This window comes from cyanobacterium endosymbiont of Rhopalodia gibberula (genome assembly GCF_003574135.1).
Classification (GTDB): Bacteria; Cyanobacteriota; Cyanobacteriia; order Cyanobacteriales; family Microcystaceae; genus Rippkaea.
The window spans coordinates 2,420,355-2,444,783 of sequence record NZ_AP018341.1 but is presented as its reverse complement, the minus strand read 5'-3'; the positions used below and the strand labels follow the sequence as shown (position 1 = coordinate 2,444,783).

General features: G+C 33.6%; 21 protein-coding genes. 9 read left to right on the top strand and 12 right to left on the bottom strand.

What is annotated here, in order from left to right; translation table 11 throughout:
• Positions 1-397 precede the first annotated feature (397 nt).
• The 8 genes from dapF (at position 398) to RGRSB_RS07865 (ending at position 8,427) form a co-directional block, all read left to right on the top strand.
• Complete coding sequence (dapF, locus tag RGRSB_RS07900; RefSeq protein WP_119260574.1) at positions 398-1,237, top strand: diaminopimelate epimerase; 840 nt, start codon at positions 398-400, stop codon at positions 1,235-1,237.
• Between the two features lie 74 nt (positions 1,238-1,311).
• Positions 1,312-1,731, top strand: a complete 420-nt coding sequence (locus tag RGRSB_RS07895) for a BlaI/MecI/CopY family transcriptional regulator (protein WP_044107668.1) — start codon at positions 1,312-1,314, stop codon at positions 1,729-1,731.
• Between the two features lie 4 nt (positions 1,732-1,735).
• Positions 1,736-2,590 (top strand): M56 family metallopeptidase, encoded by an 855-nt coding sequence (locus tag RGRSB_RS07890; protein WP_119260573.1) that lies wholly within the window; start codon positions 1,736-1,738, stop codon positions 2,588-2,590.
• A 1,495-nt stretch (positions 2,591-4,085) separates the two neighbouring features.
• Positions 4,086-4,871 carry an ABC transporter ATP-binding protein gene (locus RGRSB_RS07885; RefSeq protein ID WP_119260572.1) on the top strand — a complete coding sequence of 262 codons (786 nt, stop codon included), beginning with the start codon at positions 4,086-4,088 and terminating at the stop codon, positions 4,869-4,871.
• 80 nt (positions 4,872-4,951) lie between these two features.
• Positions 4,952-6,364, top strand: coding sequence for an MlaD family protein (locus RGRSB_RS07880; protein ID WP_119260571.1), 1,413 nt, complete (start codon positions 4,952-4,954; stop codon positions 6,362-6,364).
• Positions 6,365-6,734: 370 nt separating this feature from the next.
• Entirely contained in the window at positions 6,735-7,097 is a 363-nt protein-coding gene (gene ndhC, locus RGRSB_RS07875; protein WP_119260570.1) for a photosynthetic/respiratory NAD(P)H-quinone oxidoreductase subunit C, read from the top strand.
• 51 nt (positions 7,098-7,148) lie between these two features.
• Complete coding sequence (gene ndhK / locus RGRSB_RS07870; RefSeq protein ID WP_119260569.1) at positions 7,149-7,901, top strand: photosynthetic/respiratory NAD(P)H-quinone oxidoreductase subunit K; 753 nt, start codon at positions 7,149-7,151, stop codon at positions 7,899-7,901.
• Entirely contained in the window at positions 7,894-8,427 is a 534-nt protein-coding gene (locus RGRSB_RS07865; RefSeq protein ID WP_119260568.1) for an NAD(P)H-quinone oxidoreductase subunit J, read from the top strand. The genes ndhK and RGRSB_RS07865 overlap by 8 nt, the downstream gene beginning before the upstream one ends.
• Positions 8,428-9,009: 582 nt before the next feature.
• On the opposite strand, the gene RGRSB_RS07860 is transcribed toward RGRSB_RS07865, so the two are convergent.
• Positions 9,010-9,393, bottom strand: a complete 384-nt coding sequence (locus RGRSB_RS07860; RefSeq protein ID WP_119261014.1) for a DUF1830 domain-containing protein — start codon at positions 9,391-9,393, stop codon at positions 9,010-9,012.
• Between the two features lie 467 nt (positions 9,394-9,860).
• Between RGRSB_RS07860 and RGRSB_RS07855 the strand changes: the two genes are divergently transcribed.
• The gene (locus RGRSB_RS07855) at positions 9,861-11,429 is read left to right on the top strand and encodes a photosystem II high light acclimation radical SAM protein (RefSeq protein WP_119260567.1); all 1,569 of its coding nucleotides are present in this window, start codon (positions 9,861-9,863) and stop codon (positions 11,427-11,429) included.
• 2,043 nt (positions 11,430-13,472) lie between these two features.
• Here RGRSB_RS07855 and RGRSB_RS07850 read toward each other — a convergent pair.
• The 11 genes from RGRSB_RS07850 to RGRSB_RS07795 all read right to left on the bottom strand — a co-directional run bounded on the left by RGRSB_RS07850 (position 13,473) and on the right by RGRSB_RS07795 (position 24,384).
• A complete protein-coding gene (locus RGRSB_RS07850) occupies positions 13,473-13,724 on the bottom strand; it encodes a hypothetical protein (RefSeq protein ID WP_119260566.1) in 252 nt (83 codons plus the stop codon).
• Positions 13,725-13,771: 47 nt separating this feature from the next.
• Positions 13,772-14,260 (bottom strand): hypothetical protein, encoded by a 489-nt coding sequence (locus RGRSB_RS07845; RefSeq protein WP_119260565.1) that lies wholly within the window; start codon positions 14,258-14,260, stop codon positions 13,772-13,774.
• Between the two features lie 3,304 nt (positions 14,261-17,564).
• Positions 17,565-17,855, bottom strand: coding sequence for a ferredoxin III, nif-specific (gene fdxB, locus RGRSB_RS07840; protein ID WP_119260564.1), 291 nt, complete (start codon positions 17,853-17,855; stop codon positions 17,565-17,567).
• A 14-nt stretch (positions 17,856-17,869) separates the two neighbouring features.
• Entirely contained in the window at positions 17,870-19,816 is a 1,947-nt protein-coding gene (gene modB / locus RGRSB_RS07835) for a molybdate ABC transporter permease subunit (RefSeq protein WP_119260563.1), read from the bottom strand.
• An 85-nt stretch (positions 19,817-19,901) separates the two neighbouring features.
• Complete coding sequence (locus RGRSB_RS07830) at positions 19,902-20,153, bottom strand: FeoA family protein (protein WP_119260562.1); 252 nt, start codon at positions 20,151-20,153, stop codon at positions 19,902-19,904.
• Between the two features lies 1 nt (position 20,154).
• Positions 20,155-21,621 (bottom strand): nucleoside recognition domain-containing protein, encoded by a 1,467-nt coding sequence (locus RGRSB_RS07825; protein ID WP_119260561.1) that lies wholly within the window; start codon positions 21,619-21,621, stop codon positions 20,155-20,157.
• Entirely contained in the window at positions 21,587-22,219 is a 633-nt protein-coding gene (locus RGRSB_RS07820) for a FeoB small GTPase domain-containing protein (RefSeq protein WP_119260560.1), read from the bottom strand. Before RGRSB_RS07820 ends, RGRSB_RS07825 begins: the two co-directional genes overlap by 35 nt.
• A 291-nt stretch (positions 22,220-22,510) precedes the next feature.
• Positions 22,511-22,723: a hypothetical protein gene (locus tag RGRSB_RS07815; RefSeq protein ID WP_119260559.1), complete on the bottom strand. Its 213-nt coding sequence runs from the start codon at positions 22,721-22,723 to the stop codon at positions 22,511-22,513.
• 64 nt (positions 22,724-22,787) lie between these two features.
• Positions 22,788-23,126 (bottom strand): hypothetical protein, encoded by a 339-nt coding sequence (locus RGRSB_RS07810; RefSeq protein ID WP_119260558.1) that lies wholly within the window; start codon positions 23,124-23,126, stop codon positions 22,788-22,790.
• Positions 23,127-23,640: 514 nt separating this feature from the next.
• Complete coding sequence (locus RGRSB_RS07800; protein ID WP_119260556.1) at positions 23,641-23,982, bottom strand: 2Fe-2S iron-sulfur cluster-binding protein; 342 nt, start codon at positions 23,980-23,982, stop codon at positions 23,641-23,643.
• Positions 23,983-24,024: 42 nt separating this feature from the next.
• A complete protein-coding gene (locus RGRSB_RS07795) occupies positions 24,025-24,384 on the bottom strand; it encodes a HesB/IscA family protein (RefSeq protein ID WP_119260555.1) in 360 nt (119 codons plus the stop codon).
• Between the last annotated feature and the right edge of the window lie 45 nt (positions 24,385-24,429).

Here is a 24,429-nt window from a genome sequence, read left to right as displayed (position 1 = left end):
ACAATCTAGAAGTAGTCAGCTTATAGAGTTATCTTACCATTGGCGGTGGAGAATCTACAGAAAAGCCTTGAGGGAACTCGGTCCATGACCTTTGATTGAATCAAAGAAACATTGGATTACTTTAGGTTTCGGGTTTATATCGAAACAAGGGCTTGTAGCAAAATTTAAGAGGCTTTGTTTCGCGTTATGAGTTAGAGAGACTGGAGATATTATCCAACAAGTAGTATCAGTATCGACCGGTATTTCGTCACTAGACCGACATTATTTAACCCGACATCAATTCAGTCATTTTTTTGTAAAAAAGCAATTAATTAATCTTTTCAGTTGTAACTAAGGAAACCCTTGTCGATTGTTCCCTGATTGATTCATAATCATTGATATTAATGGGAAATTAAACATGGCTATTGAATTTACTAAGTATCATGGATTGGGTAACGATTTCATTTTGATTGACAATCGTTTGAGTAATTCACCGTTAGTGTCTCCAGAGCAGTCCGTTAAAATGTGTGATCGCCATTTTGGAATCGGGGCAGATGGGGTTATTTTTGCTCTCCCAGGAACAGGCAATACTGACTACACCATGCGTATTTTTAATCCTGATGGTTCTGAACCACAAATGTGTGGTAATGGGATTCGCTGTCTAGCTCGTTTCATTGCTCAGCTAGAAGGGGAAGAAACCTTAGGAAAAATTTATTCTATTAATACCCCAACTGGAGTGATTTACCCTCGTTTAGAAGCTGAAGGACAAGTGAGAGTAGAGATGGGACCACCTTATCTATTTGCCCATGAAATTCCCACCACTTTAGGAAATCCTAACGAAATAGTGATTAATCAACCCCTAACTGTAGCCGGAAAACTCTGGTTAGTCACCTGCGTGAGTATGGGTAATCCCCACTGTGTTACTTTTGTTGAAGATGTATCAGCGATTGATTTAGCTGTCTTGGGACTTCAATTCGAATACCATCAGATGTTTCCTGAGCGTATCAATACCGAATTTATTGAGGTAGTTCGTCCTGATTATCTGAAAATGCGGGTTTGGGAAAGAGGTGCAGGGGCTACCTTAGCCTGCGGAACGGGGGCCTGTGCATCCGTGGTGGCTGGGGTATTGACCAAAAACTGTGATCGCAACTCTACAGTAGAACTGCCAGGAGGCTCTCTGATGATTGAATGGTCTGAAGCGGATAATCGACTCTATATGACGGGCCCAGCTCAACTGGTGTTTACGGGAAGCTATTAAAAGAAATTTTTAAAGATATAATTAATTTCAGAAATGTTAAGATGAGAATCTGTTTATAAAAAAGAAATAGACTAATGTCTCCCTTACCTGACTATCGACCCCAAAAACTTTCCCTCGGTCATCTCGAAGCCGAAATTTTAGAGATTATCTGGGATTTAGAAACGGCAACGGTAAAGCAGATTCATGATCGCATTTTATCTGATCCTGAACGAGAGTTAGCTTATGCCTCTGTTACGACCGTTTTACATCGTCTCACCCAAAAAGGATGGTTAGAATACTCTAAAAAAGGGCGAGCTTTTTCTTGGCATCCCCTTGTATCTCGCGAACAAGCGCGGGCCATTCAGGCTTATGAGCAATTGCAGCAATTCTTAGCCATTAGCAATCCTGATATCGTGGCGGCCTTTGCGGATAGTTTAGATACAGCTAGTCTAGAACAGTTAGACGCGATTGCGTCTCGTTTGCAAACTATTCGTCGTCAACGAGAGGAGACTTAAAGTTATGCACTTATTGATGATAGTAGTAGCCTTAATTTTGGCTTGGAGTGTTCGTCTTTGTACTCCCTTATCTCACATTCCTTGGACAACTCGCTGGCAGCGATCACTATTTTCTTTTGTATTTTCTCCTTTGTTATTATTAATGACTGCGATCGCAGTCATGGTGATGGGATGTCACGGAAAAATGTTAGGATGGCAGTCCGGTTGGTATGGTTACTTATTCGCAATAGGCTTTCTTATCTTTACTGCCACTTCCATCATAAAATTGGCTTTTCAAGGGTGGCAATCTATCCAAACAACTAATAATTATCCCCAAAAAACTATCGAAGGAAAGACTGTAAGACTTCTTGAGACTTCTTTCCCCTACAGTGCACAAGTTGGTTTTTGGAATTCTAAATTGGTCATTAGTCAAGGACTTTTAGACACCCTAGACAAGGAACATTTAAGTGCTGTTGTTGCCCATGAAGAGGCTCATACTCAATACCGGGATACTTTTTGGTTTTTTATATTAGGTTGGCTAGGCTATATTAGTCCTTGGTTGCCCAATACTGATGAGCTGTGGCAAGATTTATTATTGTTACGAGAAATTCGGGCTGACCGACGAGCTTCTCAACAGGTCGATCCCTTATTGATTGCCGAATCATTAGTAATTGTCGCTCAAAAAATACATACAATCTCAGAAAATATGACAACGGGAATTATGGAAGTTGCTTTCCATGATAAAGCTATTTCTGGTCGTATAAATGAACGAATTGATGCTTTATTAAGTGAATCAAAAAATCCAATTGATACTTCTTGGAAGTTGAGTTGTATTTTATTAACTTTAGCTCCGTTGATTTTGATTCCTTTTCATGGCTAGATTAATAAATCTCAGAAATATTTTTTTTGTTATTAAAATCTTTAAAGATTTAAACTGTTTAACACACATGGCTCTATAGTTCTAGTTTTTTATTCTAAAAAATTAGCGGTAATATAGAAATATAGCTTCAGTTAAGTAAAGTCAAGATATTAAAAACTTTTTGGGCAACCTTTTGTTATTAACATTAATAAAATAAACAATATTATTGACACTATATAGACTTTATTGCTATATCTCTAATTAATTGAGAGTCCAACTTTTTATAAAATTGGCAAATAGTAATTTTCCATGATTGCAAATTGGTAGAGAATTTAAAATTATTTATCTGATATATTTTGTATTTTTTTCTAAAAATTTTTAGGTTTTAGGAGTAAATCTTTTGTTTTTTATTTAGCAGAATTTTATCCTTTAAATAAAGAAAAAATGTAAATATTTTCAATATCAACGATTCCCTAAGTGGGATAATATTAAGACTCTATTGTTTTTAAACACTTTATAAAATTTTAACGATCTATCACTGTTATTTGTGTAAAGTACTTTCAGATTTTTAAAAATATTTAAATCTATAGTATTTACTACTAAAACCACTTAATTTTTTACAATATAATTGATTATTTTCAATTTTTAAAAAATAAAATAACAAGTAAGCATAAACGATAATTCCAGAATATTTTTTGGTATCTATATTTATTTTAGAAGTTTGAAGATAGAAAAAGCTCAATTTATAGAAATAAATATAATTTAGCATTTTGTTAGCTATAGTAGACAGCTCTAAATAAATATTAAAATCGTAAATTGTTTTGTGTTTTTATCTTTATCTCTAAGAAATTAGAATTGATATTTATATTGTATTTTTTTAGGATATGTATAATTTTTTTATTTTAACCAATTCTTCTGAGAGTTAATTTTATTTATCTTTTTTTTAAACTACTAAATAGTTGCTTATTATTACAATTATTTATTGTTTTCTTAAAGCTTTTAAGAATATTTAGTAGCTTTTTTAAAACCTCTTATTTTTCGAAATATAGAAAAATATTACAATCTTTCTTTTGCTTAAATAAGCTATACATTTTTTTTTTGATGATATTTTTTATTTGCTGATATTTTTACCTAATCTATAATTTTTAAAAAATTTTATTTTGTCGTACTTTAACATAATTCTTTTGCTTTTGCTCTTGTTCTGGAGTATTTTTTTAGATTACTAGTGAACTTTAATAGTTCTTTTTATCCTAATTCTATTAGCCTAATTTTTAGGCGGTCCAGTATGTAGTGATTGCTCTTTTGAAGACGCAATAATGGTCTAAGCAACAGAGATAACCAGTCCAGTTCAACCCTATTAATTCACAGTCAACTTAGCATATCTCAATCAAACCTAATTATAGATTGACGACAGATTCTAGCAGTCAATGATGAGGTGAGTCATAATAAGGTCAACGTCCTAGTCTTTTCCACGACAGGTCAGTGAGTCATTTAACCGTAGTATCGTGTCTAACCGATGGCAAAAGAACCATTAATTGAACTTAAAGGGGTAAGTAAAACCTTTGGTGATCAAGTTATTCTCGATCAAATTGACTTGACTATTTATCGAGGGGAAGCACTTGTGATTATTGGACCGTCAGGAACTGGTAAATCGACAATTTTGAGGCTTATAGCTGGATTGATCCCGATAGATACTGGGGAAGTTTATATCGAAGGAAAACTACGCAAGGGGCTAATCGATGATGGCAACAAACCCATGAGAATCGCTCTCGTCTTCCAGCAAGCAGCTCTTTTCGATTCCCTTAATGTTGATGAGAATGTAGGATTTTTCCTTTACGAACATTCTAAACTCCCTCGTCAAAGAATTCGTCAATTGGTTGAAGAAAAATTAGCGATGGTGGGATTACAGGGAATAGCTAATCGCTACCCTTCTCAACTTTCTGGAGGAATGTGTAAGCGAGTCAGTTTTGCTAGGGCTTTGATCGCTGATCCTGATAATCCAGCTGATAACCCTGAAATTGTTCTCTATGATGAACCAACGGCAGGATTAGACCCGATTTCCTCCACTATTATTGAAGATTTAGTACGCCGTCTTCAAAAAAGTCCTGGGGGATGTGATACGTATGTTATGGTCAGTCACCAAGATAGTACCATTCGTCGGACTGCTGATCGCGTAATTTTCCTCTATGGCGGCAAAATCCAATGGGAAGGCGGGGTTGACGAGATCGATAGTAATGATAACCCTCTGATGCGACAATTTTTTAGTGCTAGTGTTCAAGGCCCAATTCGAGTCATCGATTAAGCTATATAGGAGGAAATTTATTCAATGAAACATATCTAAGTAATTGTCCTTCATATTCTTAGACAAAGTGAGGAGAAACCATGCTACGAATGCGAACCATTCAAGAAGGCTCGGTGGGCTTATTTGCTCTCTTGGGACTAGTTTTGTTTGGAGGACTGGTAATCTGGTTACGCGGGGGGGTCTTAGGTCAAAAAAGCTATCAAATTCAGGCGACTTTCAAAGATGTAAGTAGTCTACAAATTGGGGCTCCTGTGCGTTATCGAGGGGTGGCAGTGGGAAAAATTGCTGGACTTCAGCCTAGAAGCAATGGGGTCAAGGTATTGCTTGAACTTTCTTCTACTGACTTACGGATTCCCAAGAATTCTAAAATACAGATTAACCGCTATGGATTGATTGGGGAAGCTTCAGTCGATATTACCCCATCGATAAACTTGTCTGAGCAGGCCTTAGCTATTGATCCTACCAGTGCTGAATGTCCCGACAAAAGTCTGATTATTTGTGACAGCGATGAAATTACAGGAGAAACCGGTTCTCAATTAGTAGAGGCGTTAACTAAACTTAGTAATGCTTATAGTGATCCCAAATTTGTCAAAAATCTCAGTGATGCTTTTGCTAGTGTTTCTCTTGCTGGGAGCAAAGTGGCTAAGGTAACTGATGAAATAAGTCTTTTTTCCAAAACTGCCCGTCAAGAAGTTGGAGGCACTTCTGAGGCCATTGGAAAGATTAATCAGGCGGCTGGGGATGCCTCTCAATTAATGCGTAATGTTAATACAATAGTTTCTGAAAACCGTAATGATCTCAATCGAGTGATTAATAATACGGCAAACTTAGTGGCTAATCTAGATGGATTAGTGGTAGAAAGTAGGGAAAATGTTATTAACACGTTAAATAGTTTGGGAAAAACTAGTGACCAAGTGCGAACCGTTGCCATTGATCTAGGAAAAGCCGTTAATCAAGTGAACCAAGGACTCGATTCAATAGACACCCAACAAATTGCCAGAGATTTAGAATTTTTAATGGCTAATGCAGCTGAAATGTCAGAAAATTTACGGGATGTTTCAAAATCGATTAGTGATCCTCAAGTCATTTTAACTGTTCAAAAAACCCTGGATTCAGCAAGAGTTACTTTTGAAAATGCCCAAAAAATTACCTCAGATGTAGAAGAACTGACCGGAGATCCTACCTTTAGAAATAATGTGCGTAAGTTAATGAATGGATTGAGTAACTTGGTTTCTTTTACTAATCAATTTGAACAACAACTCTACACTGCTCAACTAATGGAATCAGTAACAGCACAGTTAGAACATCACATAGATGTGCAAAGGCGTTTAGCTAATTCAGATGTCCCTAATCAAGAGAAAAGTTTTTTCTCTGGAAAACCTGTCTCTAGAGTTTTTCTTATGTCTCCCGCTACAACATCAGCTAAACAATTCAATAATTCCCTTGAGATAGTGTCTCCAGCAAAGAATTCAAAAGAAATCCAAGAAGAATAAAACTTAAATATTAGCTTAAATTTGAGGATTAATAATGATGCAAGATAATTCTAATGAATTTAGACAACTGTCTGCTTAATTCCTCCTTGAATCCTAACTAATCTCCATATCCATTTCTAAAATAAGTAATGGAAGGACTCTAAGGACAGTAAAAACGGACTTTGATTTCAATTGCTGTTGAAATGACAGAAAATTGGTTAGATAAAGTTAAAGAACGCTATTTAACTCCTTAGTTTCCTAAAGAGATTACTATCAATTTACCTTTTTTTTAACCATACTTTAGAAAACCTATCCCAATATTGCCCTTATAATGAAAGTTGGTTAACCTTAGCAGATTTTGTTTTGTATTGAGAGGAGTTACCAAAAAACAGTGTTTGTCCTCAATGGCTACGAATATTTACTCGGATTTTTACTGGCATCTAGTTTAGTCCCCATTCTTGCCCTTACCGCCTCAAAACTTTTGCGTCCTAGTGGAGGAGGACCCGAAAGAGTTACGACCTATGAGTCGGGAATGGAGCCTATCGGTGGTGCTTGGATTCAATTCAACATTCGCTATTATATGTTTGCGTTGGTGTTTGTCGTATTCGACGTAGAAACCGTTTTTTTGTACCCCTGGGCAGTAGCGTTTAGTCAATTGGGACTGTTAGCTTTTGTGGAAGCCCTGATTTTTATTGCGATTTTAGTAATCGCCCTCGTTTATGCCTGGCGCAAAGGCGCACTCGAATGGTCCTAGCATCAGCGATCAATTGAGAATTGTTCATTGTTCATTGATAATTATCAAACCATGAGTCCTAATACTACCCTCGATTTAGCTGCTATTGAGCAGCAACAAAAAGAAAAAATTCTCAACCCTATTGCTCGCAGTCAAGTGACTCAAGACCTCTCAGAAAATGTCATCCTTACTACTGTAGATGATCTCCATAACTGGGCGCGTTTATCAAGTCTTTGGCCACTATTATACGGAACAGCCTGCTGTTTTATCGAATTTGCTGCTTTAATTGGCTCTCGCTTCGATTTTGATCGTTTTGGTCTAGTTCCCCGTTCTAGTCCTAGACAAGCAGATTTAATTATTACCGCTGGAACTATCACGATGAAAATGGCTCCGGCATTAGTGCGTCTCTATGAAGAAATGCCTGATCCCAAATATGTGATTGCTATGGGTGCTTGTACCATTACAGGAGGAATGTTCAGCAGTGATTCCACGACAGCCGTGAGAGGAGTTGATAAGTTAATTCCTGTAGATGTATACATTCCCGGCTGTCCTCCTCGTCCGGAAGCGATTTTTGATGCAATCATCAAACTTCGTAAAAAAATCTCAAACGAAACTATTCAAGAACGAGCGACTCTAATGGAGCAAACTCACCGCTACTATAGTACAACCCACAATATGAAAGCGGTCGACCCAATTCTAACGGGTAAATATCTACAAACTGAGAATCGTCAGGCTCCCCCCAAAGAATTAACTGATGCGATCGGTATGCCTATTCCCCCCGCTTTAGCATCCCAGAAACAAAAGGAGGAAATTGAACGTGGTTGAAGAAGATAAGCCAGATAATACCCCTGAATCTGAAGAAACAGCTGTTGTTAAAACTGGTCCAGTTTCCAGTTGGTTAATGGAAAATGGCTTTGAGCATGAAGCCCTTGAGCCAGATCATCTAGGTGTAGAATTGATCAAGGTGGAATCAAAATTCTTGATTCCTCTGGCTACTGCGCTCTATGCCTACGGGTTTAATTATCTTCAATGTCAAGGAGCGTTTGATTTAGGACCAGGAAGAGAGTTAGTAAGTTTCTATCATCTCATTAAGGTTGCTGATAATAGTGATCGCCCTGAAGAGATTCGGATTAAGGTTTTCTTACCTAGGGATAATCCTCGTGTTCCTTCAGTTTACTGGATCTGGAAAGCCTCAGATTGGCAGGAACGAGAGAGTTATGATATGTATGGCATTATTTATGAAGGACATCCTGATCTAAAACGAATTTTAATGCCTGAAGATTGGGTAGGTTGGCCATTACGAAAAGATTACGTTTCCCCAGACTTTTACGAGTTACAAGACGCTTATTAAAGTCTCATTAACAGATTGTTAATCCCCTTCTGTTTTGTTCAGTTTATCTAACAATCAGAAGGGTAATTTGTAAAAAATTTAACTTTTTATATCATCAAAACTAATGTTCTCTATCAAATAGATACAAGAAGTGGAGAAGAAACTTATAAGACTTCTCGTTACTAAAACCGTATAACGATCACATTCAAGGTTGTTTTTACTCTATTTGCGTAGCACTAATAGCAGAAATAAAGACTAATATAACAACAAAAATTTTAGTAACTCAATACAATAAATAACCTAAATTTCTTTAATAAAGAAAGGTTTTACCAAACTAATACTTAGTGACAATAGTACTAGACTCACCATAATCCTATCGATGTGCCAATAGTATAATGCAATGATTTTAACTGCAAAGGACAAAGACATTTTTTTGATAAGAATAAAAAATTCATTTTATAAAAATCCCTAAAATAGTGGAACTTTTCAAGGATAAATATATGAACCAAGTCATATTTTTATAAAGTTAAAGAAAAAAAATAAATTTCTTAATAAGAACAAGTTATCTTTCTAGACAGCCCATAGATTTCACAATCTAGGTTTTTAAATTAAAGTAATTCTTGAAGAGGAAGATATATTTTGAGTATAATTTTCATTTGCTTCTATCGTAATGTTACTAACAGTCGGAACATAAACAACAATATGTTTCTTGTCGATTTTTTTATTATTCTCTTTATTTACACTTAAACGTTCACAAAGAATGGTATCTGAGAGAATGGCACTTGCCATCATTCCAGTATGAATTTCTAATAATGCTTGAGGCATAGCTTTAAACATCAGCTGTTGTCCAGAAAAGATAACTCTCTCAAAATGCCAATTCGGAATATTTGTAATCCGAACAACTTGAATTCGACTTGTCGCGTTTACATAGCAACAAAGGATAATTTTCCTTTGTTCGGTTGGAAGGGAATCGAGGATCTGGTCCATAATAATGGTAAGTAAGGCAATGTTGAAGTCCGATTTATTACCTCCTCTATACCCTAACATTCATCGATCTCGACCGGCTGTAATTAATATTACATTCAATATTTATATCCTAAAATCAGGACATATTAAAAAAGTAATATACTTCCAAATTCAACAAAATTTTCTTTAAATTTTGTTGAATTATTCGTTAAAATCCTTTATTTTTGTTAATTTAAAGAAATATTTTGTTTAGGACTAGCTGAGTTAAATTTATACTCTCTATTTTTAAATTTAAATTCACCCTTGCTATCTGCTCATAATTTCGTTAGGGTTAAAGATATGTTACAAAGTAATTATCACCCTTAAAAAGTTCATTAGATACTAAAGTAATCCTGATACCGTCTATTGTTGCCTAGCCTGAACTGTTCTTAATCCCCCATTTGCAAGTGACTAGCTCTGCTAAACTAATGTTTAAGACGGATTTTACAATGACACAGCGTATTCTCTATGTTCGTCTCCCCTGTAATCCTATTTTTCCTATTGGCGTTGTTTATTTATCTGATCACGTTCATAAACTTTTCCCTGAAATTAAGCAAAAAATTCTTGATTTTGGAACAATTCCACCATTAGAATTCAGAGAAACTTTAGATAATTGTATCGATGAGTTTAAACCAACTTTGTTAGTCTTTTCTTGGCGAGATATCCAAATTTATGCACCTGTTGGTGGTAGAGGAGGCAATCCCCTACAAAATGCTTTTGAGTTTTATTACGCTAAAAATCCTCTAATTCGTTTAAGAGGAGCATTAGGTGGCTTAAAAGTTACTATAGCTTACTACGGTGAAATATGGCGAAATATAGGGCTAATTCGGCGTGGACTTAAACGGGCAAAACAATATAATCCAAAAGCACGTCTGGTTGTAGGAGGTGGTGCAATAAGTGTGTTTTACGAGCAGTTAAAATCCGATCTTCCCAAAGGGACTATTGTTTCGGTGGGTGAAGGAGAAACTTTGCTTCAAAAACTGTTGCAAGGGAAAGATTTTTCGGAGGAGCGTTGTTATGTTGTGGGAGAGAATGATCTTCGCGAAAAATTAATTCATGAACCCCCAACACCTATTGAAAAAACGGCTTGTAATTACAAATATATTCAGAGTATTTGGCAAGAATTTGACTATTATTTTCAAGAAAATGACTTTTACATCGGAGTACAAACTAAGCGAGGTTGTCCCCATAACTGTTGCTATTGTGTTTATACAGTAGTAGAAGGAAAACAAGTTAGGATCAACTCTGCTGATGAAGTTGTCAAAGAAATGCGCCAACTTTATGATAGAGGAATTCGTAATTTTTGGTTTACTGACGCCCAGTTTATTCCCGCCCGTAAATTCATTAAAAATACCGAAGAATTATTACAAAAAATTCTTGATTCTGAGATGACGGATATTCATTGGGCAGCTTATATTCGGGCGGATAATTTAACTCCAAATTTGTGCAATTTGATGGCTAGAACGGGGATGAATTATTTTGAAATTGGCATCACTAGTGGCTCACAAGAATTAGTTCGTAAGATGCGAATGGGCTATAAGTTACGGACAGTTTTACAAAATTGTCGTGATCTTAAAAGGGCAGGATTTAATGATATGGTATCAGTCAATTATTCTTTCAATGTAATTGATGAAACCTTCGATACCATCCGGCAAACTATTGCTTATCATCGAGAATTAGAAAATATTTTTGGAGTTGATAAAGTAGAACCTGCTATTTTCTTTATTGGGTTACAACCCCATACTCATCTCGAAGAATATGCTTTGGAAAATAAAATTCTTAAACCTGGGTATAATCCCATGAGTTTAATGCCTTGGACAGCCAAAAAGTTACTTTGGAATCCTGAACCCTTGGGATCATTTTTTGGAGAAGTTTGTCTGCAAGCATGGAAAGAAAATCCTAATAACTTTGGACAGGAAGTTATGAAAATTTTAGAAAAAAAGTTAGGGAAAGCTGATTTAGAAGAGGCTTTAACTGCTCCTATAGAAAAGAAGAAAAAACAGTTGATAGTAGCTTAGTTTATAACTTAATGTAGAGGAAATACCTAAATCTTTATCAATTATCATTAAGGGCAGTATAAGCAATATAGATTAAGTAGCTCAAATTTTATTATAATTAGTATTATACTTTTAATATAACTATATATTTCTTCTATAATCCTGTCATTATTTAAATAAATAACTATTTTTTAGAGTGGACAAACAGACATGGTTTAGGATAACAGTTTTAAAAACTAATATTATTACCCTCAACTTAGGATTAAGATCTTTTATTTCTTGATTATTACAATTATTTTCTAATTATTAAGTTTGATTGTATTACTTTTTTATTACTGCTTTTATCATTGAATATGATATTTTTAGTATAAACAACTATACGTTTTAATCCTATTAATATAACTGTAATTTGTGGTTTAAAACAAGTGCTAGTTAATTTTTTAACCTTATCAGGGGAAGATATCTTAAAATTTTTTCTTAGATTTAGATATTATTTAGTAAAGGTAATGATCAGTAAATTAATAACATTAACTATAGTAAATCTCTTTTTAAAAAAAGATATAAAGTTTGATTATCAATCATAGACTTATCAAAATCTATTAAGATCGATATCTTTACTTCACTCATTTTTATGAGATCAAATTCTCAATTTGGTTTAATGAATAAGGTTCTAAATTTAGAAATACTTAGCATCATTTATTAATGGAAATTATTTGATTGATCTAAAAAATATACTCAATATATACAAGTTTTTATTGTAGTCAAATAACTAGAAAATTTTATCAAAATAATAAATTAACTATTGGATATTTACCTTAAGAAAAACAATATTCATAATTTAGGTAAAAAATTATAGATTAAAGAACTTTATGTAGTTTTGTTCAAAAAATAAAGTTAATCCCCAAAAAACACTTTACACCTTGGAAGCTTACGCAGACAGAGGTCAAACATCGAGACGGGAATGTTTAGATAACACATTGAAGGTTTTCCCTCTTTTACTTTTGAACAATGGACAAATAAAGAAGCTTTGCTCACTAACGAAACAGAAGTGCTAATAATATAATTATGGACGAGGGCTTATGTAGTCATCAAAAATTTACCGGCTTATAAAGTATAAAAAAATTAGAAAAGTGATTCAATTTATATAAACAAAAGTCGTATTTTTATCCTTTTATTCTTTGATGTTTAATTCTATTGACAACTGTCTGTTACTAAATCAATCACTTTATATAAAACTCTAGAATTTTATGATTCTAGAGTTTTATATAAAAGAATAATTAGCTGGTTTATCTACTGCTTTGATTATGAACTACTTAATCTAAACTCCCTATTAGTTTTAATTTGTGTTTTGATTTTTAACGTTATTTATCAGTTTATAAAAATTTTTTTATATTCTCTTTAAATTATTTTATTTTAATTATTAAACAACTAATTTTTAACCCACTATTTTACTAATTTATTCTATTTTTTTAAAAAATATTTTTCTGGCAAAAATACTACTTATGAGATATTATTAAAAGTCTATATTATCTTCTTTATTCTACATATTTTTTTTATTATAAGTGAATTGTTACTACTAAATTTAGTATTATTCAATGATAATAAAGTTCTTATTTAGTGTTAGTTCTCTTAAACAAAGAAGTAATTGTAGGGATTATAGCAAAAATAAGATTACCAGTTTACTTATAAAAAACACTGATTAAGAAATTAACTTTTAACTATCTTTTGAGAAAGACTGAGACTGGGTATATAGCAGTATTGAAATTAGCTAATTAATATAAAAATACTTGTTTATTGTAACTGATCACTAATTAACTTAGTACGATCATTTTCTCCATTGTAGGTGTGAACTAATTTTTTGTCCAAATATCTTCTCTGTCCAATTTTCTAGAATCGTTTAAGGTCAAGAATTGATCAAAATAGATTTTAGATTAAATTAACTTTTTTGAAAAATAAATCAAGATAGAAAAGTTACCTTACTGCCCGGCTAAGAAGTAAGTTGTTCAGAAAACTGCCAATTTTCTGAACAACTTACTTCTTAAAAAGATGTGTAACTTTAAATGTCTAACTTCCAGTCACAATTTCAGGATATAATCCTAATTCTTTAGATAACTGACGAGCAAGAAAGATTAGAAATTTGGCTCCATCTTGATTTCCTTGATGAGCTTGTGCAGTGGCAACTTCCATTAGGGTTTGAACAAAATCTGCATCAATTAAACTCTTGTTAGCATCTAACACCTCCGGCTCTTGTCCATTAGGACAACCGACTAAATCCTGAATTAGTTGAAAATATTGCTGTTGACGAGATTCTGTCATGGGAATAGTTCTCCTTAGGTAAATATCCTGAGTTAGACTTAACTTACTTAATCGTCGTCTTTATCAGGGGATTTTGTTAAAACTTCAAACACCGTTGTAGCACAAGATTCTCGATTTTTATCAATTTCTTTCACCCTTTTAGTTATTAGTTTAGCCTCTTCGAGTTGCCCAAGTTTAGCTAAAATAAACCCTTGCGCTGCATAGGCATTCAGATACAGTCGGATAGATGAATCAGACTGACGAGTTACTAATATAGGCTTTAGTTGCTCCCATTGTAGCGGAAGATTTTCTGTCTCTCGGATAATTTTTAAGATTTTCTTTGCAATCTTGAGAGCAATTTCAGGTTTCTTTTTATAAAAAAAGAAACGATAAGCTCCTATTAAAACATCAAGATTATTTTTGGCTTTACTTATGGCTTCATGTACATATTGTTCTGCTAATATTGTATTTTCCCAATTGTTAGAGGCTAAAATTAATAAAGTTTTTACATCTTCCGATACGTCGTACCAGGATAGTTGATCTTGACTTGCTGCCATAATGCATCCTGAAATTTTATTATAATTTTAGCATTTGTACCTAAAATAAGTGTTGGCATGTCCAATTTTGAGACTGTTTACAACGTGCATCTTAAAATTAAGGTAAGACGTGTCATCCTATCTTGACACACAAAAACTTTTCAATAACAAGATTTCAGTAATCCTAATTATATAGAAAATAGGAGTCTTAGTTCTCTACTTTAGATAGAATATCCGTACTAATTTTTAAGAAATTAGTACGGATATTTATAGTTAAAATAAATAAAATACAGGGAATATAGTTAAATTATACTCGTCTTTTTAAGAAAGTGCATAAGATATTAAAATATACAATTTTCTTAAAGAGTTAACTATTTATATTTTGCCGTCAGAGTTGAATGATTTACTAGATAAAAGTAAAGAGTTAGATACAATATACACAATATAAGACAGGGTTATACATGCGGTGTTTATCTTTTGTTATAATTCATTCAGATCTTAACTGAAGATATATCATAAATATAAAAATATAGTTAACTATAAAATAATACAAAAAGACTCATTAAGACTGTAATATTTTAGCTATAAAAATACATTTATAAGGCGATGGATTTAACCTCAGTTAAAAAATATTTAAAAACAAATTAATCTAATATATATACAAGTATATCAAAATGTGTTACTAACAAATAGTAGGCTCTTTTAAAGAGTTATTTTATATGCAGTAAAAATTTATAATGACGCTAAAAAAATAATAATTTATTTCTAATGTTTAGATTATTGAAAATAAATTATATCATAAAGTATGATAACTCAGGTTTACAGAAAAAAATAAATTAAAAATAATAATTATATTCTAAATTAAGAATTTAACTTAGAATATAATTATGAGAAAAAACTACTGTATTTAATCTCACTGATTTTTCTTTTTTATAACGTCTTATTATTAGTGAATAAGCTAGACCTTAAAGTCTAAATTAAATCATATAAAAAAACTATTTTATAAAAAAATAGAGATTTAGTTAAATATAAATAATTTTAAAATTAGTCATAATTATATATCCAATATTATTAAGTAATAAATTTATCAATAAAAATTAATAAGTTAAAAAACCAATAGTAGTGAAAAATACTAGTAGGTAAATCAACTAATTACTAGGCAAAAATATTTTTAGTTTTTTACAAAAAAATGATTTAAAATGGTTAGTTATATTTTTAAGTTACTTTTCTAGCTAAATAGAGAGAATTGAGTCATTCTTTTCTCTAAAATTGCAATCACTAAGTGAAACTCTCATAAAATTTAATTAGAAGAATGATTCCTAGATAAATAATCTTATAAATATAAGAATTGTGAGTTTTTCTGAAAAATGGAAGTAGAATAAAAAAAATTATGAGTATTGAAAAATAGTAAAAAGTAAAATTAATTATTGTAGAGAATCCTTTATATATTCTTTTTAAGAGAAAAAGAAGTGAAGATAAGAATTCATATATATCTTTTAAAAAAGAACTAAAAAACTAAAAAATCATAAATAAAGATTCACGATATAAAGCTAAAAAATACAGAAATAAAGAAATAAATATAGCAATTATTATTAATAATAACTTAGTGTATGTAAGTAATTTAGTTAAAACTAAACTAAAATAGTAGTAATGCAAAAAATATATCTATATGTTATATAAACATATAGCCTGGAGGTAAACTAAATAACAAGAGAATAATTTAAAGTAAAATAAAAAATAATTAAATTGCTAGGATAATCTTTGAAGTAAATATGATTTAACTCAGGCAGTTGAATAAAGTTTTTTAGAAAAAATTTTCTAAAAAATATCAATTAAAGCAACGTAAACTTAATTTTAACTACTTAAATATATAGATATAAAACAATCTATTTTTTTATTATTTATTTTAAGCTGCTTAATAGCATTTAGTTTGAATCTTTAATGTCAACTTAAAAAATTTTGAAGTCATCTAACTAATTTTTTAAAAACTCGGTGTTTTATACTGTAAGTATGATGAATGACTCTAATGACTCTTGTCAGAGTAGCGTTAGCAAAACAAATCCCTGTAATTTCTTCTTTGCAAGTCTGTAAAAAACAGTACAGTAACATCATTTCCTAGGATATAAGCTCCATAAAACAATTATAGTTGACTAGACTAAGAAATACTGTTTTCTAATGAGAAAGAATCTATAATACACCAAATTTTTTAAAGGCTTTATATCTCGACCAGCAAAAAGCAATTATGATGATCATAAATTTACCTGTTTTCAAACAAGAACAGTATTTTTTAAAAAAAACACGATTAATCGAGAAAAAATTACTGTTCAAATCTTTGATGCGAACGATCTAGACAACAAAATTTTTTTTGTAAAATAGAGATGATATTTAATATCAATAGCAACGGACCTAAATCAATAAATGTCACTTCTAGTATTAGACTGCTGTTTCTCTTTTTTCCTATAAGTTTCTATTAAACTCACGTTACTTAATGTTTTATTAGCAAATAGCCTTTTACAAAAATCTATAAAGAGGAGGTATTCATGCGATTAAATTGATTAAATTTTATTTGTAAAAAATATATACAATTCTATTGTATTAAAAACGGAACTTGCTAAGGAAATAGAAAATACAGAATTAGATGGTAATTTCAATAAAGTCTTCTATTAGGGGTGATAGTTGTTAATTAATAAATTAATATTTATTCCCAGTAAACCTGATATAAATTATTGACGCTTATAAGTCGTAGTAATAATGGTTGAGATGACAGAATTATCAAGAATTTGTTTTTTTCTAGATATTGCTTATTAGAAAAATTTATCTATAGAATTTCTATTCTCAAGACATATCGTAAATACTCGATTAATTAGTTCACTGACTTCAGTTTTGAGTACTTTTAAGTTGGAGTTATTTTGTCACAACACACCAGATTTAAATTTTTATCAGATACATTGAGTAATATAAGTATTTTTACTAACATGCTATTTACTCTGTTATCGTGAACAATTAAAAGTAGTAAAAAAACGATAATGTAAATCTATATAAAAATCGTAATATGCTGATTTCTACTTTATTAAAAATGAACCTGGTAATTATTTTTCCTCATTATCTAAAAATTTGCACCACAACTCCTAAATCAAGAACTTAATTTTTCAGTATCTCGGGTCGATGCTACTATAGTGCAAAAATCTTTGAATGAAATGTATGATTTTATATATTTTCCTGCCTTCTTAAATAAGGAATGTGTGGAGCTTCCTATTGAAAAAATAAACTAATTTCATATAAAAGTTAGGGTTGCGCCCTAGGCGCAACCAAACAAAAAACTGTCCTAGGCAGGAGCATGAGTGTAGCAATTTTTAGGACAGATACGAGCGCAAGCTTCACAACCAATGCAATTTTCCTTATTAGCAATTGTCATAACTTGACGTTCGATATCGTCCTCATCTTCATCTTCGTCAACGAATTCTCCGTCTTCATTAACCCCCATTAAGGCTAATACTTTCTGACCACAGACTTTGAAACAACGTCCACAACCTAGACAAGTATCTTTGTTGATAGAGTCAACAAATTGGGGAATCCATTCGAGTCCACCAAAAGTTAAAGCAGTTGCAGTTGCCATGTGTGTTCTCCTTTTTAAGATGATTTTGGCTTTGAGTGATCCTCGCTAGTTAACCTTAAAGGTTCACTAGGCGAGTATTCAAGGGTATGATATCCACTTGAATTCTGTAATAGCAGCAGACGCTGCGGATGAAGCTGAACCCGCCAAGGAAAAGGGCGATCTTTAAGTTGCTGCCATTTATCCTTCAACACCTCCACCTGTAAGTGGTAATCGTAGGGACTGGTAGGAGCGCAATTCAGCTTTAAATAAAGAGTCATCCGATGTTGGGTTTCACTAATAGTAGTTAACCAACAGGGAAAAATATTAGTGTCGTGAAGAGTAGAAAATCTTTCAATATCGGGAAAAGTCAGTTGATGGGCACGAATCCCGACATGTACTAAATTAGGGGCAATGTGATCAAATACCTCGAGGGTGCATCCCCAATCAATGGCCGTAATTTTGCGTTTGGCAACTTGTCTGACACGGGAGAAATTTTTACAGCCAGTCAATTGAGCCACCCTGAAGCTTTGGGGATGTTCGAAAATCGCTTGTTTGGGTCCTTGAGCAATAATTTTTCCTTCTTCGAGAATCAAAAGATTAGGACAAACTCGATATGCTTCCTCTAGGTTATGAGTGACAAATAAAGTAACACCTGGATAACGAATTAAACTAGTCCTGAGGAGTTTTTCGAGTTGATCTCGTAAGTAGGTGTCCAGAGCAGAAAATGGTTCATCAAGTAACAATATTTCCGGTTCGCTGGCTAATGCACGGGCTAGAGCAATTCTTTGTTGTTGTCCTCCTGAAAGTTCTGCTGGATAGCGACTGCCTAAGGCATCCAATTGAACACTGCTCAAATGCCTTTTAATCCTAGCGCGAGTGGCACTTGCCGAGAGGCCTTTAGGTAAACCAAAAGCAATATTCTGAGCAACTGTGAGGTGGGGAAACAAGGCATAATTTTGGAACAGATAACCCACGCGACGTTCATGAATGGGTATATTAACCCCCTGACGAGAATCAAATAAAACCCGGCCATTCAGGATAATACGTCCACGATCAGGAGTTTCTAACCCTGTTATACAGCGTAAAATCATGCTTTTTCCTGCCCCAGAAGCCCCTAATAAACCCAAGGGAAGTCCATCGGTATGAAAAGACACATCTAACAAAAATCCAGGTAATTGCTTCTGAATGTCAACAATTAGCTCAATTTTCGCTTTTGGAACCGGGTAATCAGTAGTGTCCCAAGTTAAACCTAACGCATGAGGATCGAGGTTTTCTCTTAACAAATTGGATTGTTTTAAAGAGGTTGCTTCTTTACTTTTTCGTTTGGGCTGCCAATCAGACCAATAATTAACAATGCTCATAATGCTAAGGGACAACACTAAGATAATTCCAACCCAAGCCAATGCTTGATCCATTGCTCCACTTTCGGCAGCAAAAAAGATGGCAATAGGAATTGTCTGGGTTTTCCCTGGAATACTACCAGCCAACATTAAAGTTGCCCCAAATTCTCCCAACGCTCTGGTAAAAGACAACAAAATTCCAGCAATAAGACCAGGTTTCGCTAGGGGTAGCAAGATTTGCCAGAAAACTCGCCCTTCCGATGCTCTCAAAGTTCTAGCACTAGCTAACAAATTAGTATCAATTTGTCTGAAGGACCCTAACATGGTTCTATACATTAATGGAAAGGCAACAACAACTGAGGCAATAACAGTAGCATACCAGGTAAAAATGACACTGATATTCAATAGAGCTAACAACCGTCCAATCGGCCCTTGTTTGCCTAATAAGAGTAATAAAACAAACCCCATTACCGTCGGTGGCAGTACCAAAGGAGCAGTTAATAACCCATCAATTAAACCTTTACCTACTCCCCGATATTTGAACATCCAACGGGCTGCAATCACACCGCAAAAAGAGGCAATTAGTGTTGCTGTTAAGGCTGTTTTTAAGGAAATCCATACTGGGGAGAGGTCAAGATGCATCATGATTTTTGTCTTTTTCTTTTGACTTTTTACCTGTAGTTGGGCATTTCTCAACTCATAATGAATGAAGTTGCTTAACCGTCTTCTACCGAGTTCGTCTTACATAAATGGCACGGGCTAAGGTACGATCAATGGCAATTCGCATTTCTCCAACTTTAATAACATATGAAGGAAACCGTTGTTCCAAGGTAATTCTAAGTCCAGGCATAATACCCATAGCGATCAGTTTTCGCAAGAGATTCTCATCATTTTTTCTAACTTGAGTAATAATCCCTGTATCCTTCTCTTTGAGAAGATTCAGAGCTAAAGACTCAACGGTGAAACTTTGGGCAAACATTTTAGAACGTGACCTCCAGAATGGATAAGAGTTGATTGAGCAAATACCCCATTAAAAAGGCAAGTACAATAACAAAACTTGTCATGGCTAAAGTGATTTTGAGCCCGTGCTGTTTCAAAATTAATTTGAACTGAGTTAAACAGGGAATAAATAAAGTTAAGGTAACTGCCGCTACGATTAATTGACGACCAATCAAAATACCTGAACGATGAAGGTCAAACATAGCTGCCGCTCCATAGTCTCGACGAAAAAATCCATAGAGAAAAATGGCGGAGGTTGCGGGAGGAAGTCCTAACCAAATCATAATTGGTTCTAACCCCTTGAGCAATATTTCAAAAAGTCCAGATAGTTTTCCTAGCCAAATTAATACTGATACTAAAATAAATATGTGAATAATTTCTTTTAAATACCATAGAGTTCTTCCATAAGTTTTACTCAAAACATACTGAACTCTAGGCATCCTTAATGGGGGAATTTCTAAATAAAAACAGGCACTATCACCAGGTAATATTTTGGCGGTCAATAATCCTACAATAACAAAGATCAAACTAATCGTTCCCACCCAAACAATTAGAGCAGTAGGACTTTGAGATAGTAATCCTAAAATGACTCCTAATTGAGGCGAACAGGGAACAACTAAGGCTAATAATAGGGTAGCAATCACTCTTTCTCGTTTACTTTCTAAGGTACGAGTAACCATAGTGGCCATCGTTCCACATCCTAATCCTAAAACTAGAGGAGTAATGGAACGTCCTGATAAACCTAAAGCTTTCAACAAGCGATCAGCTAATAGAGAAAGTCGAGGTAGGTAGCCACTATCTTCCAATAGAGAAAACATCAAAAAGAAAGTAGTAACAATAGGGAAAATAATAGCGATAACATATCTTAATCCCAAGGTAATGATGCCATGCTCATTAGCAATCAAATTCTGCAAAATTGTCCAGGGTAAAAGAGTTGCAGTTATCTGATTAACCAGAGGGTTAATAGTTTTAGTAAAAAAAACTTCGAGATTACTGACCAATACTCCTACGCCAAAGTTGCCAATAAACTGATATATTCCAAGATAAAGAATGATTATTGCTAGGGGAAAGCCAGTAATGGGATTCACAGTCAGCTGATGAAAAAATTCCTCACTTTCTTGGGATTTTTTTCTTATATTAACCACCGATGATTCCGCTATTTTTCTGGATAATTGATGGCGACTTTTTGCAACTACTAACACCAAAGGATCACTAAACTGAGACTTAACATAATCAATAACAGTTTGAATTTCTGGAAAATGGGGCTCTAGTTTTTTAGCCTTTTCCCAAAAAACGGGATCTCCTTGAATAAGTAATAGGGCTAAACTGCGCTTCGCAATCGGATATTTACACGAATTAGAAGATCCTTGATGGTCTTGTGTCAGCAGGGACTCAATTCTTGTCAGCCCTTCTTCAATAGCTGTAGGATAGCGCAGGAGTGGTGACATAATTACCGACCTTGGACTTTAACGTTTCAATGCCTCTTTTCTGGTAGGCTGATAGAGTGACAACGGGAATACCAAGAGAGGCTTCTAATTGTTTTTCATTGACCCAAATTCCCAACTTTTCAGCTTCATCAAGCATATTAACTGCTAATAAAACTGGAAGTTGTATTTCCATAAGTTGAAATGTCAAAGCTAACATTCGACTAAGATGTTTAGCATCAATAACATGAATAACTAAATCAATTGATTCTGTCAATAAAAAATCCCGAGAACACTGTTCTTCTTCTGTCATGGGAATCAAAGAATACATCCCAGGAGTATCAATGATAGACACTGTCTGTCCAGCAATAATTGCCTGACCTTGGGAAATATCAACGGTCGTCCCAGGATAGTTAGAAACAGTTGTGTAACTACCTGTCAACAGGTTAAATAGAAGACTTTTTCCAACATTAGGAGAACCGACTAAAGCAATAGTAGCTCGAGGAGCAATTAAGGGGTCAGAGGATTTCTTGAACTGATTTCTTGTCCAAAAACGATCCCAGATAGCTGTCAATTTACCTGGGGATATTTGGCAAGAATCCCGACAGTGATTGCACGTCATTTTCTATATTTAACTGAAGCCTATTCTCAGGATAGTTAATTTTTGTTTTATAAACAGTCAATTGAGATACACAATACCAATCTCTTTTAAAGAGAAAATCATAGCTAAATAAAATTTATTTTTATAGATATTGGGATAATAATCGGACATAAAATTTATGCCAATTTAAAAATTAAATAAAAAAAAGTGGGCATTACCCACTCAACTTATAGCATCACTATATTAGTAAGACTGATTAATATACTTTAGTTAGTTAATTTCATTGATATTTTATCTCTAATTTAACTAGAATTATTCTTCTACTATTTGACCAGGTTTAAAAAACCAAATAATCCAAATACTTAGCATCAATTTAAGAATAGCTGAAGTCATCATGAACAATAAAAATATAGCTAAACTTCCTGCCATAATCGCTGCTAGTTTATGAATTTCGTCTTGACCTTTTAACCTAATCCAACTAGCAGTGATTCCGACAATTAACAATAAACAGTAAACAGCAACCATAATTCCAATTCACCTTAATACTATAATGCTATATAGAGTGATTTAGTCTAGTCTATTCTGAGGCTCAATAATTAGTAGCAATCCAATACAATTCTAACCAGAGTCTAGGGTTCTTCTTTTTAAGATTAGACATGGGGTCCCTCACAATTCTTGTTGCATTTAGACAAACAACTTCAACCAATCCTAAATTTTCAGCAAGTTCTTTCAACTCCTTTCGATATGAAAGAATATTCTTTCCTGTTCTTGCAGAATAATAGATGGCAAGATAATGATAAAATTTCTCTTGTCTTTCCGCCCAACTATCAACAACAGTTAGATAACAACCACTCAATAAGTAGGAAATATGGGGATAATACTTATTAACAAGACAAACATATTCTTCAAGTAATTTCTCACGAATCACTGCTGCAATCCCTCCACTTTAAACTATGAGATAGGTCGGAAAATAGAGAAGCTTTAATGCAATGGTTTTTGATTTTAGTGCATTTATTAAAAAATACACTCTTATGACTGATACAATCCTTTAGGGGATACTCAGAAAATTGGAAAGCCACCTCATTAATAGGACAGTATTCGCTTATTTTTGGACAAAATTTAGGTTTAAGGCAAGAAAGTTTAACAGTTTTGTGATTTTTGCGAGATAATTCTAGTTCTTGCCCGAAAAGAAACTCACTATAATCGGCTACATTATCCAGACCCAACAAATTGAGCAAAATCTCTCCCATCATCCAAAATATTGTTTTGAAGACAAATGTTTTCCATTTGAGCATAGCCGAACCTCAGCAAAAATTCGCGCATCGTGTCCATAATACATAACTCCTAAAAAAGGATAAGAGGGGGAAAAAGTCGCAGAATTACAAGAACAAACTACGACTTCAATAGCAGATGATGAGTATAAAACTAGAAAAGATTATGACTTACCCTAAGTAAGGTTCCTGATGAGTTTTAATCGTACAATCAGAGCGAGGATAAGCTACACAAAGAAGCACCCATCCGTTCTCCACTTGTTCATCATCCAAAAAGCTTTGATCTTCTTGATCAATTTCTCCCTCTACCATTCTGCCAACACAGCTAGAACAACCTCCTGAGCGGCACGAAGAAGGTAACTCGATGTCGTTTTCTTCAGCAAAATCCAGAATATATTGATCCTCTGGTACTTCCAAAGTTACGTCCATTTCTGCAAATTCTTCTTTTTTGCCCGTCTCTTTATTTTTTCTTTTGGCAACTTTCATGAGACGAACTTTGTAAGTAGTAGTCATGTGTGTTCTCCTCCATTTAAGAACAGTAATTGGAAATTTGAATTAGCTACAAGGGGTGGCTTTACCACCACAATCTCTTGATGAAAAAGATTTGCCACACCCACAGGTGTCTTCAGCGTTAGGATTGGTAAAAGTAAATCCGCTTTGGGCTAAACTGTCTACGAAATCAATTACCACTCCCTTAAGAAGAGGGAAACTCTGGGAATCAACATAAATAGGAACATTTTCCTGTTCAAAAAAAATATCCTGGTCGTCTGGCTGTTTTACTAGATTGAGGGTATATTCATAGCCATTACAGCCGCCATCTTTGATCCCAACACGAATCCCAGTTACCTTAGCTCCTTTCCCCTCTAAGAAGGTACGAAGTCTAAAGGCTGCTTTTTCAGTTAAACTAACTGTCATAATTTGTCTCCAAGTTTCAGTTGATAGTTACCGACTGTAAAGTTG

Coding starts and splice junctions, on each gene's coding strand:
- RGRSB_RS07850 (WP_119260566.1), bottom strand. CDS start 13,724: ATGACAGAATCTCGTCAACAGCAATATTTTCAACTAATTCAGGATTTA.
- RGRSB_RS07860 (WP_119261014.1), bottom strand. CDS start 9,393: ATGGACCAGATCCTCGATTCCCTTCCAACCGAACAAAGGAAAATTATC.
- RGRSB_RS07820 (WP_119260560.1), bottom strand. CDS start 22,219: ATGACGTGCAATCACTGTCGGGATTCTTGCCAAATATCCCCAGGTAAA.
- fdxB (WP_119260564.1), bottom strand. CDS start 17,855: ATGGCAACTGCAACTGCTTTAACTTTTGGTGGACTCGAATGGATTCCC.
- RGRSB_RS07845 (WP_119260565.1), bottom strand. CDS start 14,260: ATGGCAGCAAGTCAAGATCAACTATCCTGGTACGACGTATCGGAAGAT.
- RGRSB_RS07885 (WP_119260572.1), top strand. CDS start 4,086: ATGGCAAAAGAACCATTAATTGAACTTAAAGGGGTAAGTAAAACCTTT.
- RGRSB_RS07800 (WP_119260556.1), bottom strand. CDS start 23,982: ATGACTACTACTTACAAAGTTCGTCTCATGAAAGTTGCCAAAAGAAAA.
- ndhK (WP_119260569.1), top strand. CDS start 7,149: ATGAGTCCTAATACTACCCTCGATTTAGCTGCTATTGAGCAGCAACAA.
- modB (WP_119260563.1), bottom strand. CDS start 19,816: ATGCATCTTGACCTCTCCCCAGTATGGATTTCCTTAAAAACAGCCTTA.
- RGRSB_RS07795 (WP_119260555.1), bottom strand. CDS start 24,384: ATGACAGTTAGTTTAACTGAAAAAGCAGCCTTTAGACTTCGTACCTTC.
- RGRSB_RS07855 (WP_119260567.1), top strand. CDS start 9,861: ATGACACAGCGTATTCTCTATGTTCGTCTCCCCTGTAATCCTATTTTT.
- RGRSB_RS07815 (WP_119260559.1), bottom strand. CDS start 22,723: ATGGTTGCTGTTTACTGTTTATTGTTAATTGTCGGAATCACTGCTAGT.
- RGRSB_RS07830 (WP_119260562.1), bottom strand. CDS start 20,153: ATGTTTGCCCAAAGTTTCACCGTTGAGTCTTTAGCTCTGAATCTTCTC.
- RGRSB_RS07880 (WP_119260571.1), top strand. CDS start 4,952: ATGCTACGAATGCGAACCATTCAAGAAGGCTCGGTGGGCTTATTTGCT.
- RGRSB_RS07895 (WP_044107668.1), top strand. CDS start 1,312: ATGTCTCCCTTACCTGACTATCGACCCCAAAAACTTTCCCTCGGTCAT.
- RGRSB_RS07890 (WP_119260573.1), top strand. CDS start 1,736: ATGCACTTATTGATGATAGTAGTAGCCTTAATTTTGGCTTGGAGTGTT.
- dapF (WP_119260574.1), top strand. CDS start 398: ATGGCTATTGAATTTACTAAGTATCATGGATTGGGTAACGATTTCATT.
- RGRSB_RS07825 (WP_119260561.1), bottom strand. CDS start 21,621: ATGTCACCACTCCTGCGCTATCCTACAGCTATTGAAGAAGGGCTGACA.